The sequence below is a fragment of the candidate division WOR-3 bacterium genome, from assembly GCA_039802005.1.
Lineage (GTDB): Bacteria > Hydrothermota > Tepidihabitantia > SM23-42 > JAOAFX01 > JAOAFX01.
This window is the reverse complement of record JBDRVV010000014.1, coordinates 1,451-17,134: the sequence shown is the minus strand read 5'-3', so window position 1 is coordinate 17,134 and position 15,684 is coordinate 1,451. Positions and strand designations below refer to the sequence as shown.

The 15,684-nt window shown below is 38.1% G+C and carries 10 protein-coding genes and 1 tRNA gene; 1 reads left to right on the top strand and 10 read right to left on the bottom strand.

The window, feature by feature from the left end:
- Positions 1 to 249 precede the first annotated feature (249 nt).
- The 10 genes from ABIL69_05985 to ABIL69_05940 form a co-directional block, all read right to left on the bottom strand.
- On the bottom strand, positions 250 to 885 hold the full coding sequence (locus tag ABIL69_05985) for a DUF4388 domain-containing protein (protein MEO0123539.1): 636 nt from the start codon (positions 883 to 885) through the stop codon (positions 250 to 252).
- The gene (locus tag ABIL69_05980) at positions 885 to 1,829 is read right to left on the bottom strand and encodes an acetyl-CoA carboxylase carboxyltransferase subunit alpha (protein ID MEO0123538.1); all 945 of its coding nucleotides are present in this window, start codon (positions 1,827 to 1,829) and stop codon (positions 885 to 887) included. Before ABIL69_05980 ends, ABIL69_05985 begins: the two co-directional genes overlap by 1 nt.
- Before the next feature lie 6 nt (positions 1,830 to 1,835).
- On the bottom strand, positions 1,836 to 2,669 hold the full coding sequence (locus tag ABIL69_05975) for a hypothetical protein (protein ID MEO0123537.1): 834 nt from the start codon (positions 2,667 to 2,669) through the stop codon (positions 1,836 to 1,838).
- Positions 2,670 to 3,794 (bottom strand): hypothetical protein, encoded by a 1,125-nt coding sequence (locus ABIL69_05970; protein MEO0123536.1) that lies wholly within the window; start codon positions 3,792 to 3,794, stop codon positions 2,670 to 2,672.
- Between the two features lie 45 nt (positions 3,795 to 3,839).
- Entirely contained in the window at positions 3,840 to 4,673 is an 834-nt protein-coding gene (locus ABIL69_05965; GenBank protein ID MEO0123535.1) for a deoxyribonuclease IV, read from the bottom strand.
- A 13-nt stretch (positions 4,674 to 4,686) separates the two neighbouring features.
- Positions 4,687 to 6,828 carry a type I DNA topoisomerase gene (gene topA, locus ABIL69_05960; GenBank protein MEO0123534.1) on the bottom strand — a complete coding sequence of 714 codons (2,142 nt, stop codon included), beginning with the start codon at positions 6,826 to 6,828 and terminating at the stop codon, positions 4,687 to 4,689.
- A 44-nt stretch (positions 6,829 to 6,872) separates the two neighbouring features.
- Positions 6,873 to 8,414 carry a hypothetical protein gene (locus ABIL69_05955; GenBank protein ID MEO0123533.1) on the bottom strand — a complete coding sequence of 514 codons (1,542 nt, stop codon included), beginning with the start codon at positions 8,412 to 8,414 and terminating at the stop codon, positions 6,873 to 6,875.
- Positions 8,415 to 8,436: 22 nt separating this feature from the next.
- Positions 8,437 to 8,510: transfer RNA gene (locus ABIL69_05950), tRNA-Pro, on the bottom strand.
- A 277-nt stretch (positions 8,511 to 8,787) separates the two neighbouring features.
- Entirely contained in the window at positions 8,788 to 9,915 is a 1,128-nt protein-coding gene (locus ABIL69_05945) for a hypothetical protein (GenBank protein MEO0123532.1), read from the bottom strand.
- 862 nt (positions 9,916 to 10,777) lie between these two features.
- The gene (locus tag ABIL69_05940) at positions 10,778 to 13,003 is read right to left on the bottom strand and encodes a hypothetical protein (protein MEO0123531.1); all 2,226 of its coding nucleotides are present in this window, start codon (positions 13,001 to 13,003) and stop codon (positions 10,778 to 10,780) included.
- A 145-nt stretch (positions 13,004 to 13,148) separates the two neighbouring features.
- Between ABIL69_05940 and ABIL69_05935 the strand changes: the two genes are divergently transcribed.
- Entirely contained in the window at positions 13,149 to 15,536 is a 2,388-nt protein-coding gene (locus tag ABIL69_05935; GenBank protein ID MEO0123530.1) for a YCF48-related protein, read from the top strand.
- Positions 15,537 to 15,684: the final 148 nt, after the last annotated feature.

Below are 15,684 nucleotides of genomic sequence, written 5' to 3'. Positions count from 1 at the left end.
TTCTAAAGGGGGAAATAGGGGGATTAGACTGATAGACGAACTCGTTAGCCGATACGGGCGGCGAAACCATATAACGATAGACGAATTAAATAGGGGTAAAGAAGGGTAAAGAGGGGAGAAGAAGGGTAAAAAAAGTTGGACAGAGTATCGTAGCTTTAGTGAAACGGAGAAGGGAGTGCATTAGCTTGCTAATGCGCCGTTGTTGAATTATTGGAATTTAATTGTTGTTTGGGATTTGGCGCTTGGAATTTATTTTTTCTTAAATATTCCAAAAATGCCACCCTTTTTATCATCCTCATCTGAACCGGGTGGGGTTGGTTCTATCTTCTGTTTTTCTTCTGATTTTTCTTGAATTAGTTTAACAAGCCCGGAAGAAATCAGTCCATAAAGGATTCTTCCGGTTTCAAATTCAGAAAGTTTTACTCTTTGTGAAATTTCCCTGATTGACAGAGAACCATCAACGAATGCCAGAACCTTCCATTCTTCAGGCCTGAGATTTATTTTTTCAATCCCTACATCAGGAACCTCAACAATCTTTGGGACCATATCAAAAGAAGGAATCAACCGCTGAATTTTATTTAACTCATCAATACGTCTTGCTGCATCAAGTATGACTTGTTGTATCGGCAGCTCCACAGTTTTCTCAAGGGTTTCTTCACCCGGCTTGAATAAAAATCTACCTTTACGCCACTGTAATATTGAGTCAATCGCCTGTTCACCTATTAAGTTATTGGTTTTTGCATGAACGACCATACCGTTTTTAAAATAGACAACCCCAACATCGCTTGGGGTCTGAATTCTTAAACTACCATCTTTGGCGCCTAATTGTATTAATTGAAATACATCAGTTAATTCAAAATCTTCTAAATTTCCCTCTAAAGCCATTATTCCTTATATACCCCCATTTTTCTATATTTCTCAATCCTTTTTTCAATCAATTCATCAACCGGGATTTGGAGCAGTTCTTCAAGATTTTTTAATACCGCTGATTTTATGTTTTCGGCAGTCTTTTGATAATCCATATGGGCACCGCCGAGTGGTTCAGGAATGATTTCGTCAATGATTTTGAATTGTAGCAAGTCCTGGGCAGTAATTTTTAATGCCTCAGCAGCGTCTTTATTTTTTGAGGCATCACGCCAGAGTATTGATGCACATCCTTCCGGTGATATTACAGAATATATTGCGTTTTCCATCATCAGGACCCTGTCCCCTTGAGCAATGGCAAGGGCACCGCCAGAACCACCTTCACCTAATATAACAACAAGAATGGGAACCTTTAATAAGGCAAATTCAAAAAGGTTGTAGGCAATTGCCTCAAATTGACCCCGTTCTTCAGCACCAACACCTGGATATGCCCCGGGTGTGTCAACAATGCTTAACACGGGTATGCTGAATTTTTCTGCCATTTTTACTATTCTAAGTGCCTTGCGGTATCCTTCAGGATGGGGCATTCCGAAGTTTCGTTTTATTTTTTCTTTTGTATCACGGCCCTTCTGTTGGGCAACGATGGCAATAGAGTATTTACCAATTTTACCCAATCCGGCAACGATTGCCGGGTCATCGCTGAATCTGCGGTCACCGTGTAGTTCAATAAAATCAGTGGTTGTGGCATTGATAATATCAATCGCGTACGGTCTACGGGGATGGCGGGCAAGTTGGACTCTCTGCCACCGACTTAGATTTGAATAAATCTTCCGCTTTAACCGCTCAGCCTGCTGCTGAAGTCTTTCAATTTCATCGTCAACACCACTGAGTTTCTTTAATTCCTCAATCTTCCTTTCCAGTTCAATAACTGGTTTTTCAAAATCAAGGTAAATGCCGCCGTTCATAGTCTATTAAAATGAAAAACCTATTCCAATTGTATTTATCATACCTAAATTATATGGATAGATTGATGCACCATATTTAATTGCCAGATTCCGGTTGTGAATGCCAATATAAAAACCTGGGTAAATTTGGTCACGATAATTTATTGACAATCCAGTTTCAAAATTGTCGGTTAACCTTATTTCACCGGCGATAGCGGATTCAAATGAGGTGGTATTTACAAGATAATGTATATCACAACTCACTGTAAATTTGTTAATCATTCTATAATATCCAAGACTAAATTTTGCCGGTAAATTCACTTCTTCGTTTGCAATTTTAATGGTCCCGCCTAAATTTGTCGCCCCGGCACTCAAACCGCTAAAACTGTTTATATAGGCAAGCGAAAAATCAATACCCAGAGTTGCATCTGAATAGATATATAAATTCTCATAAATATATTTTGCCTTTATTCCGATTCTTCCATTGGCAGAAAAATTTTTTGCGATACAAAATCCAAGGGAAAAATCACTACCTGTATAAAATCCTGTTGAATCTTCGGTTGGGTAATCAGGTCTTGCTTCGATCATCCCATAGTCATAGTTCATTATATTGACGCCGATGTCAAAATCGTTGAATTTTCTGCTAATACCAAGATTCATATTTTTCATTGAAGTATATATGCTGGTGTAAAAAAAACTTAAGCTATATCCGTCTTGTCTGGCAACAAAGAGCGACGGATTATAGAATATCGCCTCGCTACCAACCGAAGTGGAATAATAAGTCATGACACCCTTCGCTGACGCTGGCATTAAAAGTCCATTTATTCCTGCTGAAGAAAGCAATATAAATATTAACACCATTTACTCCTCAATTATTTCAACATTTGCCCTTGGTAATTTTACCCTTTTATTATTTTCAAGTTCTACCTCAAGAACACGCACCTTTGATTCAGTCTCTATATTTTCTAATGGAACTGGAAGGTCAACGACCTTACCAATCATTCCAAAATAAGGTTCTCTTATGATTCTTACTGCCATTCCGATCTCCAAACCTGAACCGGTAGAGATGTGGGCAATCTTTTTATCTGGTGCCTTTTCAAGGGGAACTATGACCTCAGGACGCATAACCCCTGCCCTGATCTGAGTAGCACCGTTGATCGAAGCTTTTTTACCAACAAGCGATTTGAGAAGATTGTATGTTCTATCTGCCATTCTTAGTCTACCAAAGCCTTCGGTAACGATAATCGTTAATCCAACATTTTCCGAACCCGTAATGGCGACACCAATGTCATAACCCATAAACTTTTTTAAATCCTGGTCCTCAATGCCGCCGACGATAACACCTTTTGCACCAACATTACGTGCCTTGATTAGGGTCTCGTAAGGCGCAAGTGAACCACCAATTATTATCTTATCTTTAAATGATTCATTTATATCTTGTTCAGTAAGGATTTTATCAGGACTATCCGTGGCGATAGCAAGTTCGCCAATCGTCTCACCACCTATGCCGAATATACCCTGGATAAAACTTCCTTCGGTTTTTATTAAGACTCCTTCATTTGGAAATACTTTACTAACCTGACCATCAATATAAGCAATCACCTGTACCGGAATAGGTGGTTCTCTCAATATTACCTGTCCTGTTATCTTTGAAATACTTTCTACCTTACCAGTTATTGGACTCTTGACCGTTGATTTGAATAGTCCAAAAAATCCCTTACTCCGGGCAATGACTTCATCCTTTTGCACATCGTCTCCAGCCCTTTTCATCATTGCTTCTTCAATTTCCTCAGGAAGTATTCCTAATAGCCCGGCAACATTAACGGTCTGGACACTGCCCGGAAGGGATGTCTTTGCAACAATTTGCTCCGCCTTGACTTTATCGCCTTCCTTAACAAGGACCTCACCCGGCAAGGGCAGACGTCTCTGTTTCTCAACGACCGTATAAGCAAGAACCTTTAAGCCTGGAGTATAAGCATGTGCCAATGAAGCCTCCTTTGAACATATATTATATATATTTTTTTACTAAGGTCAAGGATTTCTTATCATTTCTCTTGCCATCGCCATATTCATTAGGTCTTCTTTAATCCCTGCCCTTGGTGTTTCCATAATAAAGGGTAGGTCTTTAAGTCCAGGATGGTTTATTATAAATTTCATACCTTTTCCAATCTCTCCTTTTCCAATATGCCAGTGTCTATCCTTTTTTGAACCCAATTTTGCCAGTGAATCATTAAAATGAATGAGGTGAATATTTTCAAAACCAATATATCTTTCTAAATTTTTTATTGTTTCATTAACCCCTTTTTCTGTTCTTAATTCATAACCCGCGGCAAATGCATGGGCAGTATCAAATACAATGCCTAACCTATTGGAATTCACTCCCTTTAATATTTCACTCAATTGCTCAAATCTATAACCGAACTCATTCCCACTTCCTGCTGTATTTTCTATAAGTATTATGACATTATTATTGATAACAGACAATGCCCTAATAATTGCCTCAATCATTTTTTTTATCCCTGATTTTAAATGCGGGTTAGAACCACTATGGGTTATTAAATATTCTGCCTTCAATTTTTCTGCCCTTTTTAAATCTTCAATTAATGAATCGACTGACCTTTTATATAATAGGTCATTATTAGAACCAAGGTTGTTCAAATAGGGGAGATGGATAAAGACCGGTGCTATACCATTCTCTTTTATTTGTTTTGTAAAGATTAAACAATCTTCATCGTCAATGTCTTTATATTTCCAACTTCTTGGATTTCGGGAAAAAATCTGTATTGTTTCAGAGTTTGTTTCTTTAGCCCTTGTGTAAACATATCTAAAACCACCAGCAATTGAAATGTGAAAGCCTAATTTCATTAGGGATAAAAACTTATTTTTTGCAACTGAGACAGAATGGTTTGTTTTTCTTTAAAACCGTGCCTTTACCACATTGCGGGCATTTTTGTTCTGTAGGTGGATAAAAAGAACTGAATCCACATGCCTTACATTTATATATCCGACCCTTTTTACCAGATAAGATTATCACCGTGCCGCTACAAACAGGACAAGGAACATCGTGGGTAAGGTTTTCCGTGTATTTGCATTCTGGATAACCACTGCAGGCAAGGAATTCACCATATTTTCCTTTTTTAATCACGAGTGCCTTACCGCATTTTGGACAGGTTTTATTTGTGATTTGAACTTCAAGATTTTCTGAATATTTACACTCAGGAAATCCTGAACAGGCAAGAAATTTGCCGTATTTACCCCATCTAATCACCATAGGTCTCCCACACTGCGGACAAATTTTATCAATTGTCTGCTGAATATTTTTCTTTATACTTTCTGCATCTGCATTTGCTTGATTTACAACTTTTGCAAACGGTTCGTAAAATTCTTTAACAACTTCTTGCCATTTTTTCTTTCCTGCTTCAACGAGGTCAAGTTCTTCTTCCATTCGGGCGGTGAATGGTATTTCAAAGATATTGTTGAATCTGGGGATAATTATATTATATACTTCTCTGCCCAGGTCGGTTGGAATTAATTTTCCATTATTTTTAATTATATATCTACGGTCAAATAAAGTTTGTATGATATGGGCATAGGTAGAAGGTCTGCCAATTCCATTTTCTTCTAATTTTTTGATTAATGTTGCTTCAGTAAATCTTGGCAGGGGTTCGGTCTGTTTTTCTTCAATATTGATTTGCTGTAAGATTACCGTATCACCGACCTTGAGTTTTGGTACAAAACCTCTTTGGATTGTTTCACCGGTTAACAGCTGATAACCAAGGAATAGAGGCTTTGTTTCTTCTGCCTTGAATTCAAGACCCATATATTCAAAAAAGACTTCTTTTAATTCATATCGAGCATTTGCCATCTGTGATGCAACAAAACGGTCGAATATCAATTTATATATTTTATACTGATCAGGGGTAAGGTAATCAATTATTGAATCAGGTTCAATGTTGATTCTTGTTGGTCTGATTGCTTCATGCCCGGACTGCGCACTTTTTTTATCTTTGAACTTTCTTGGTTCCTTGGGAAGATAGTCGCTTCCAAACTTTCCATCAATGTATTCTCTTACCGATTCGATTGCCTGGTCATTCACCCTTGTGGAATCGGTTCTCATATATGTAATCAAACCAATTGTCCCTTGCGGAAGGTGTATTCCTTCGTACAAGCTCTGGGCGATCTGCATTGTTTTTTTGGGAGTTATGTTGAATTGCCTTGAAGCCTCCTGCTGAAGCGTAGATGTGATGAAGGGTGGAGCCGGGATCTTCTCGGGGGTTGTTATTCTGTAAATCGTTACCGTAAACTTTGTGTTCGGTTTCAAAATATTTTTGATATTATTGAGCTCTTCTTCTGATAGCACTTTTCTTTGGACACCTTCAATTTTTATCAGATTGGCATTGAAGGATTCATTTGCATTTGTTAAAAATGTGCCCGAAATATTCCAGTAAGGCGTTGGTTGGAAAGATTCAATTTCTTTTTCTCTTTCACATATTAGCCTTAATGCAACGCTCTGTACCCTTCCTGCTGAGAGTCCCGATTTTATGACCTTCCATAAAAATGGACTTGTAAAATAACCTACAATACGGTCAAGAACCCGGCGTGCCTTATGCGCATCAACCAGATTGGGGTCTATTGAAACCGGGTTTTGAAGTGCTTTTCTTACATATTCGGGGGTGATTTCATGAAATAATGCCCTTTTTATAATTGGTGCACTTGAATTCAATTCTTCAGCGATATGCTGGGCAATTGCTTCACCTTCACGGTCAGGGTCTGACGCTATGTAAATTTTCGCCGAATTCTTACAAACATTCTTGATTTCGTTAATTATTTTTGCCTTTCCCTTTATTTTTATATATTTTGGTTCAAAGTTATTTTCTATTTTTACCCCAAGATCTGATTTTGGCAGATCCTTGATATGTCCCCTTGATGATACAATTGTATATTCCCTGCCAAGAAATGATTTTATCGTCTTGGCTTTTGTTGGAGACTCCACAACTATGACTTTTTTGCCTTTGCTCACAATTTTTATTATATTTAATTATTTTGCAGTGTCAAGATATCTCTCTATTTCAGATGGACTAAATTTGCAGTAAAAATTTTACCTGAAATTTCTGCCTTGACACTATAAACGCCGGCTGGTAGTTGTCTACCAGCATCATCATCAAAACGCCATACAATTTTATAATTATCCTGATAAATATAGTTGCTATTGATTAATTTCTTAACTTGATTCCCAAGACAATCATAGATTGCTAAATTTACAACAGAAGAAGGCGGAACAGTCAAGTGTATGATTACCTGTTCTTTAGATGGATTTCCAATAATTTTGATTGGTCCATTCTGGACAATGTTTTTTCTGTTTTCTGCAATAGAGAAATTATGACCGGTGGGTTTTAACCATGGATCTCCAAGTAAGGTCATACCATAATGCCAGCAGAGTTCATCAAATGTAACACCATTTGCAGTTATATGTGTAAACCAATCTTTAAATGCCTGTCCAAGTGTCTTTTGCTGTGAAAGTGGTTGGTAAAAATAATAAAAATCAAGCATACTGCCGGTCTTTGTAGAGCCAACTTCACCAAGTCCATAGCCCTGATTAAAAATAGATTGTCCACCTCCATATCCATTTGTCGTATATCGGGCAAATGAACAGGCAAAATGATTGTAGAAATTTGCAGGTGGGTTTTGAGTCATATATTCATTTGCATAGTAATAGTCATAAGAATTTCCGTTATTATATTTAAATTGATGCAAACTCGGTGAAGAATGGGCAAATACTGCAACCCATGCCTGGGGTGTATTTAATTTTATTCGATAGATAGATGCCCTTGTTGTCTCCGCATCCCAGTAGTTCATTGTATCTGGATATAATACTGAGACTTCATAAGCCCACTGGGGTGCCCATGGAATCCAGTCATCATCACAAAAGAAAAGTGCTTTGCGTTGTAATTGCAGTGTATCATGACGATAGGCATTATCCTTACGAAAATAATTTTTTAAAGTAACAGTATCTACTCCAATACCGGTAGGTGTGAGCCTTCCAATATAGATTTCAGGATTTATGTTTCCAGTATGACCATCGTACTTTCCATTCCCGGTGCTCATTGTATCAAGCCAGGTCCCATTCAAGTCCATATAAAACAAATCTATGGGAAATTGGGCATACCCATATTGTCCAAAATCATTTGCAATTTCAAACCAGGCAACTGGCAGGTTGCCAATAAATAGTGCACCTTCAATATTGTTGCTGCTATAGAGATTTTGTAAAAATGTTCGCAGGGATTCTGGTGTGCCACCAGAGATTTGATAACTGAATATAGTGTATCCTTCTAATTGTAGATTGTTGATCAATTGATTAATCTCGCCTGTCAATGCACCTGCAATGCTCTGCTGGGTTAAAATAGCAACATTCCCAGCCCTTCCATCTCCATAGACAATTTTATCAAGTGAACAGAAAAATTCTGTATACGGATTTTGCGCTATCCATTCTTCATAGGTTTCTGGTCTTGAACCTTCTGGTCCGACCCATTTTAATAACGGTATATCGCTGTAATCAATTGCTGGTAGTAATGAAGTTATAGACAAAAATGTAAAAATATGCTTCATTGTTTCCCTTTAATATTTAATATCGGGGCGGAGGGATTTGAACCCACGACCCCTTGGTCCCAAACCAAGTGCGCTAAGCCGCTGCGCCACGCCCCGTAAATGGTCTTTAATTGTTATACGGCTTCAAAACCCGTTGTTTAAAATTATATTTGATTTTATAAGAAAGTCAATATTTGAATACCCTGAATGTGATAATAAGGGATAAGGACCTTCTTCTTCCCTTTTGTCTATCATTATACGGTTTCGCTACTAGTCTAATCCCCCTTTAGAAAAGGGGGATTAAGGGGGATTTGAAAAAGGAGGATTAAAGACAACACTAAAAAATAGAAATCGGTATCCAACCTCCTAACTCACTCCCTCACCAAACTTCACATTATCTCAACAGAACCGCTTTCTCAATCTGCTTATAATCGCCAGCCTCCAACCGCACAAAATAAATACCTGCAGGAAGCCTACGACCAAGAAAATCACAGCCATCCCAGATGATACCTGATGCATGATTCAGGATACAGGATTCAGGATTAAAAGATTTAACCACCCGACCCGCAACGTCATAAACCATTAACGAAATTTCGGATTTCGGATTTCGGATTGCGGATTTGTTTGGATTTTGGCCATTGGGATTTGTCTGGGATTTGGGATTTGGAATTTGGAATTTAATCACGCAGTGGTTCCGGAATGGATTGGGAAAAATTATCAATGACGCCGATGGGTTAAAGGTTTCTACTCCAGGTTCTTCTATATCAACAAAATAGAAATTCAAATGTTTTTCCCATAAAGCACAAAGGGAAGGTGATAATTCACCTATAGGTGGATGATTTCCAAAAGACGCAGTCATCCAGTAGCGGACAGGCCAGAGACTATCAAAAGAATAAAAACCATTGCTGTTCGTGAAAGTAGTACAGCATTTACAAAAAGGTCCCTGGGTTATAATGCTATCATAAACAGTGGCAGTTACTCTAGCATTTTCAATTGGAATACTATTTAGATATACATAACCGCTGATTACACATCCTGGATAATCGTCATTTTCACTACCCAATGTTGGTGTGTAATCAATATACCAATCCTCTGCAGGTGTAGGATAATTATAATACAAGGTGAACAAAAATCTTGAAGCAGAGGTGTTAGGAGGTGGTGCAAGAATAGGAGAATGAAAAGTATCAGCGTAGGAAATGTCATCCATGAAATAGTCTGATTTGTAAATATATATATATCCATTTTGTTGGTTTAGGTGGAATGTTCCATTCAAAATTGATCTATCAATCACCGTATAACCGTAAGGCGGATTAGAGATATTGGTATCAACATAGGCTGAACATCCGGGCGTATAAACCAAGGCTCCCAATAGAGGTATTTCCCAGCCGTAATTTATTGGATGAAATTCAAATTTCTGTCCAAGGAGCGTATCAGTCTGGAATTCATTGATAACACCGGTAAGCAAGGGATTGGCAAAAACCGGAAAAATAAACAATAAAAAGTTTACAGCCAATCTCTTCATAAAGTCCTCCTGATATATTTTAATTTAAAAATTTTTAATGTCAAGGAAAAAATTAAGTGAGCGAATTTTGATTTAGTGCTCTGGTGAGCATTAGCTTGCTATTTCGTATTAATGGGGAATGGAGATAAAAGCCTCACGGCTTAACTCTAATCATAAAACTATCCGCCCATGAACATAATTCTTGCTCTCGCTTGGGGCAGCAAGGTGTGGGGTTTGGGATTGGAAATAAGATAGGGTTTGGTTAGCGGTTTTGTTGAATGTAGGGCGAGGCTTTCTTCAAGAACCGATGGTTCTTTCAGAACCAGAGGTTAGCCTTGCAACAGAAATAAGCAAACCTAAAGGTTTGCCCTACAATACTCTGTCACCCTGAATTTATTTCAGGGTCCTAAAAAGTGTTGATTTTTCAAGCGCCGTCGCGCTGAAGATCGGGATGCTGAAAATGGCATGAGATGCCGAAATAGATTCGGCATGACATTGTTCAGCATGACAATACTGGTTAAATGTTAGTTATGACACAGGCTCCAAAAATTGCCTTACAGAATTATGAGACAATCCGATTATGTAACCATCCAACCATAAAACTATTGAACAACTCAAGCAAGGGTTATCAGGGAAGTGGATTTAATTCGTAAGAATTTTATGAAAGGCTCACGCCTTAACTCCCACCATCCAAAGATTTTTTATGGGGTAAATTGAAACTCGGAAAACGGTTGCGAAATGCGTAACGGTTTAGAAAGTCGGTTTCGTTTCACGACCAACGACGGACGAAGCGCTTTTCGCAACCGACAAACGAAACAGAGGATTTTATATTGATATCTTATTTGGTTTCGGCTTTGTCCGAGTCAGGGGATATAAAGGGAAATCAAAGAGTCTCAAATATTTTTTGAGACTCTTCTGAATCAGGGATTATTCTCAAGACTTTTTGCAAAATTTTTCGTGCATCGTTTTTATTGCCATGTTCTATACAACTCTTAGCAAAATTTATCGCCTCGGTCTCAAACTGACTCAAAATTCTAAATCTCATATCCACCGACCAGCTATCAAAATTCTTCTTAAACGGCTCGCCACGAAACAACTTAAATGCCCTTAAATATTCTTTTTTTGCAAATCCCCATTCACCTGCCCGCTCCAGCGCCTTTGCCCGGGTAATGGTCTGCTCAAATTCCTGATAGTCGGTGGTAAAATAAATGTTTTGATTGATTAGATAAGATTCCCCGTTATGTCTTTTTATCTCTAAATAATGGGCAGGAATTTTAAGAGCCCTTTTTATTCGGACTAAACTGTGGGAGAAAATCCTTGCTGGATTCTTACTTTTTGACCAGAAATTTTCGTAGAGTTCATTTAAATTCAATGATTTTTCTGGTTCATTGATTCTGGTGATAATAAACAAAAGTATTGCACCATCCTTTGGCGAAAGATAAAATTTGTGATATCTTTGATTGCGGAAAATGATTAATTTGCCTAATAAATTTATGTGGTACACATCGGTTTTTGTATTAAATATCGGCAGGCGCAGAATTGCCTTAGGTAGATAAGTTGGTCTATTCTTTGCAATCCTTTTCTGAACAAAATCGGGGTAGAAGAATAGATAACGATAAAAATAAAACAGGATGCCTTTCCTGACGGCAAACTGATATGCTTCCATATAACCCCTGTTTTTTAATACCCAGGCAAGTTTGATTGTAGATAATTTGAAAAATTCTTTATTTTGTGGAATTTTTTGCAGAAGGATGTTGGTAATCAACAACTGCCTTTTCATTTTTCTTTTTTTCAAAAATTTCTTCAAATCAATCAATAACGACCTTGCTCTTTCTTTTTCACCCAGACACATATAAGCACTTGCCATTGCCAGATAGGCATTGTTAATATCGTTCAGAAGTCCTGCTCCTCTTGAGGCATTTAAAGCATTTTGTGCTAAGCTAAAAGCTTCTGATGGCCTACCTTCAATCAATGCAAACAGAGCCCGAAATCGTGACAACTGGGCATCCTTTGCCCAATCATAGATTTCTGCTTCATTTAGAAGTTTCAATGCATTATTTTTGTTGCATCTCAATAAATGAACATAAATAGCGAGTAACATCTTCAACCTTTTCTTTCTTTGTTCGTCAACGCCTTCAAGGGCTTTGAGAAGCAATTTTTCTGCAGTATTATAGTCTTCAAGGTCTATGAACTGGACTGCAAGGTCATAGAGGAGTTCATAAAATGGACTTTTGTGTTGTGATACAAGATGATAGCAATGACGGGCAAGACGGAATGCTTCAGTCAATTTTAACATTTGCACCAGGGTGTGGCATTTTGAAATAAGTAGGGTAAAACGAATTGGCATTAAATCTTTGGCTTTTCTATTATTATCAGGTAGAAGTTTTTCAATTTTTTCTGTCCACCTCCTTTGTTCTTCAGGATTGCCAAGCCAGGATAATGCAACAAGCAAAGCCATACCAATTCTTAATGCCGAATAATTCCACTCATTCTTGATAGATTTTTTATAGAGTATTTTTGCTTTTTTGATATATTCCGACAATGGGATTTTGCCGAATTCCATTGTCAATCTTTCAATCTTGCGCCTTGTATTCAAGAGTTTTTCCGGTAATTTTAAAACTAATTCATTCTTTGGTAGCGGGGGTAAGGAATTTAAAATTATCGCTGATTCTTTCATTTTGCCATCATTAAATAGCCGCTCTGCATCTTCTAACTTTAACTTTGTTTCCTGAGAAGGAATAATGAATTCGGTAAAGTCATTGCAAATGTTCAAACGATCAAAGCCAGAATATCCATATCTTTTCCAGATATTCCATATTCCACGGCTGGTGATTTTTATTTTCTTCTTGAGCAATACCTTCCGTGTCTGTTCCAGCGTGAGCCACGGGTAATTTTCTTTATACTTTATAACCTTATTTTCAATATACCCTGGAGACCGATTCCAGGGACGAAACAGCGGTTGCGTCCTAAATTTTTTAAAATATTTCAGCCATTTAAAGACTGTTTGATAATGGAGATTAAATTTTTTTGCGGTCTTTCTGATTGAAGATTTATTTTTAAAATATTCGTCAATGACCCCATAAAATAATTCTCTTTGTTTGTTATGCATCTGCGGTAAATTATATACTATAATTCAGAATATGTCAAGTAATTATAATATGTATCGCTGTAACCAGTAGTTACTATTGCGATTGTGTTGTGTGTGGTTAATTTGGTACACATTTATATATAAATATTTAGAGAAAGGGGGTATTATGAAAATTGGAATTTGGTTTGGTATGTTCTTAATCGTTTCTTTTGTTCATTCAGCTAACCTCCCCTGGGCCTGGCAGAATCCATTACCTGAAGGTAATGAATACACTGATGTCTGTGTAATCAACGAAAATATTATTTTTGTTGTTGAAGAAGAGGCAGGAACCATTTTAAAGACGACAAATGGTGGCTTGGCCTGGGATGTAAGTTTCACACCTTATCCTGATTCCCAGCCTGGTTATTATGAACTTTATGGTATTGATTTTCCTGATTCGCTAACTGGCTATGCAGTCGGTAATTTCTGGGGTTCAAACTGGAATACAACATATCATGCTGTAATTTTAAAAACCACAAACCAGGGTGCAACCTGGACATTCCAGTATCTTGGCGCACAGAATACCTGGCTTATGGATGTTGATTTTCCGCAGGGAAACAATCAGGTCGGATATGCAGTAGGGAGAAATGGAATGATATTAAAAACGACAAATGGTGGGCAAAATTGGGTTCAGCAAAATTCTGGCACAACCTATGAATTGCTTGCAGTACATTTTCCCGTTGATGCAAATACTGGATATGTTGTTGGTGGGAATAGAACTACAACCCCGGTAATCTTAAAAACAACGAACGGTGGTTCCAACTGGAATAGCCAGACAAGTCCAGCAAATGTGACTTACTGGGATGTGTGTTTTATTGATAATCAGAACGGTTATGCAGGGGGGTATACATTAGGTAGTGGTGGCAATGGTACAATTATTAAAACAACCAATGGAGGTAGTACGTGGCAACAGATATGGTATCAACAATACCGTGAAATTTATTCAGTACATTTTTTGAATGCCCAGGTCGGGTATGCCGGTGGTTGGGCACACTCAAATTCGGGCTGGAGTGGAAGTTTCATTATGAAAACAACAAACGGAGGTAGTAGCTGGACTCCAGTCTTTCTTCCGAAATTTATGACTTATGTTTTACCGATTGGTTTTGCCAATACACAGACTGGCTATGCTGCAGGATATGTCTATGACCAGAATGGTGGCCATGGCCAACTTTTGAAAACTACGGATGCGGGCACATCCTGGAATTTCTTAAATACAGGTCCTGAAGGAATTTTTTGGGCTGTTGATTTTCCGGAGAGCGACCAGGTTGGTTATGCGGTTGGCGATGCAGGATATATATGCAAGACAACTGATGGAGGTGCAACCTGGGTACAGCAAACAACAGGAACCGGGCAGGTATTCTATGATGTTGATTTTCTTGATAATCAACTCGGTTTTGCAGTTGGTGCTAATGGAACATTTTTCAAGACAACCAACGGTGGTAATGTCTGGACTCCAAAAAATTCAAATACTACAGCCACCCTGTATGCAGTGAAATTCATAAATTCGCAAATTGGTTACATTGCTGGACTGGGAAGTACTGGTGGAGTGATAATGAAGTCTACGGATGGTGGTGATAACTGGATAAGTCAAAACATTCCTAATAATAATACTTATCGGGCAATCCAGGATTTATTTTTCTTTAATGCGGATACTGGTTATGCAGTTGCGGGTGCCACACCTTCTTATGGTGGTGCAGTTGGACTTGTATATAAAACCACTAATGGTGGTCAGATCTGGGTTGAAAACTATGCACCATCTTCAGCAAATTTCTATGCCATAGATTTTCCAGAAAATTCACAGGTTGGTTATATTTCAGGTTTAATGGGAGGTACCGGGACTTATAAAATGATAAAGACAACCAATGGGGGCAATTCCTGGACAGGACAAAGCCTGGGGGGTGGTATTGTTCCCGCTGTTGGCGTATCCTTTGCGGATAATCTTATTGGATACGCAGTTTTCAGACCGGGTGGATACCATATGATGATGAAGACAACGAATGGTGGTTCAAACTGGTTTGCTATCAATTCTATGACCTGGCACGGTTATGAGGATATCCAGGCGATCAATGCAAATGTCGTTTATGCAGTGGGCAGGGGCGGAATGATCCGCAAGACAACAAATGGTGGAAGCGTTTGGATTGAGGAAGATAAAGGTGATGGAGATATAAAGGTTGATAATCATTATCAAAGTTTGTGGGTTTATCCGAATCCCTTCAGGAATCAATGTTTGATTAAATTCCAAATCCCAAATCCCAATGACCAAACAAATCCCAAATCCCAAATTACAAACAAATCCGCATTGCGCAATCCGAAATCCGAAATTTTATTAAGTATCTATGATGTTTCAGGCAGGGTTGTTAAGTCTTTCAGTCTTGAATCCTGTATCTTGAATCATGAATCCAGTATCATCTGGTTCGGCGATGACAATCTGGGTCGTGAATTACCTGCCGGTGTCTATTTTATTGTCTCTGAGGATAAGAATTGCTCACCCGCACGGGTGGTTAAAATAAAGTAAAAACCCAACCCCCTTTCTGGCCTCTGGGGTGCCTGTGGGCACCCCAGGGGATTAAAAAAATGTTAGTTTATTTACAAAATATTTTTAGAACATAAATTGAGATGTTTTGTATGAAACTGAATAAAAAATTTCTCAAAAGACATTCTGG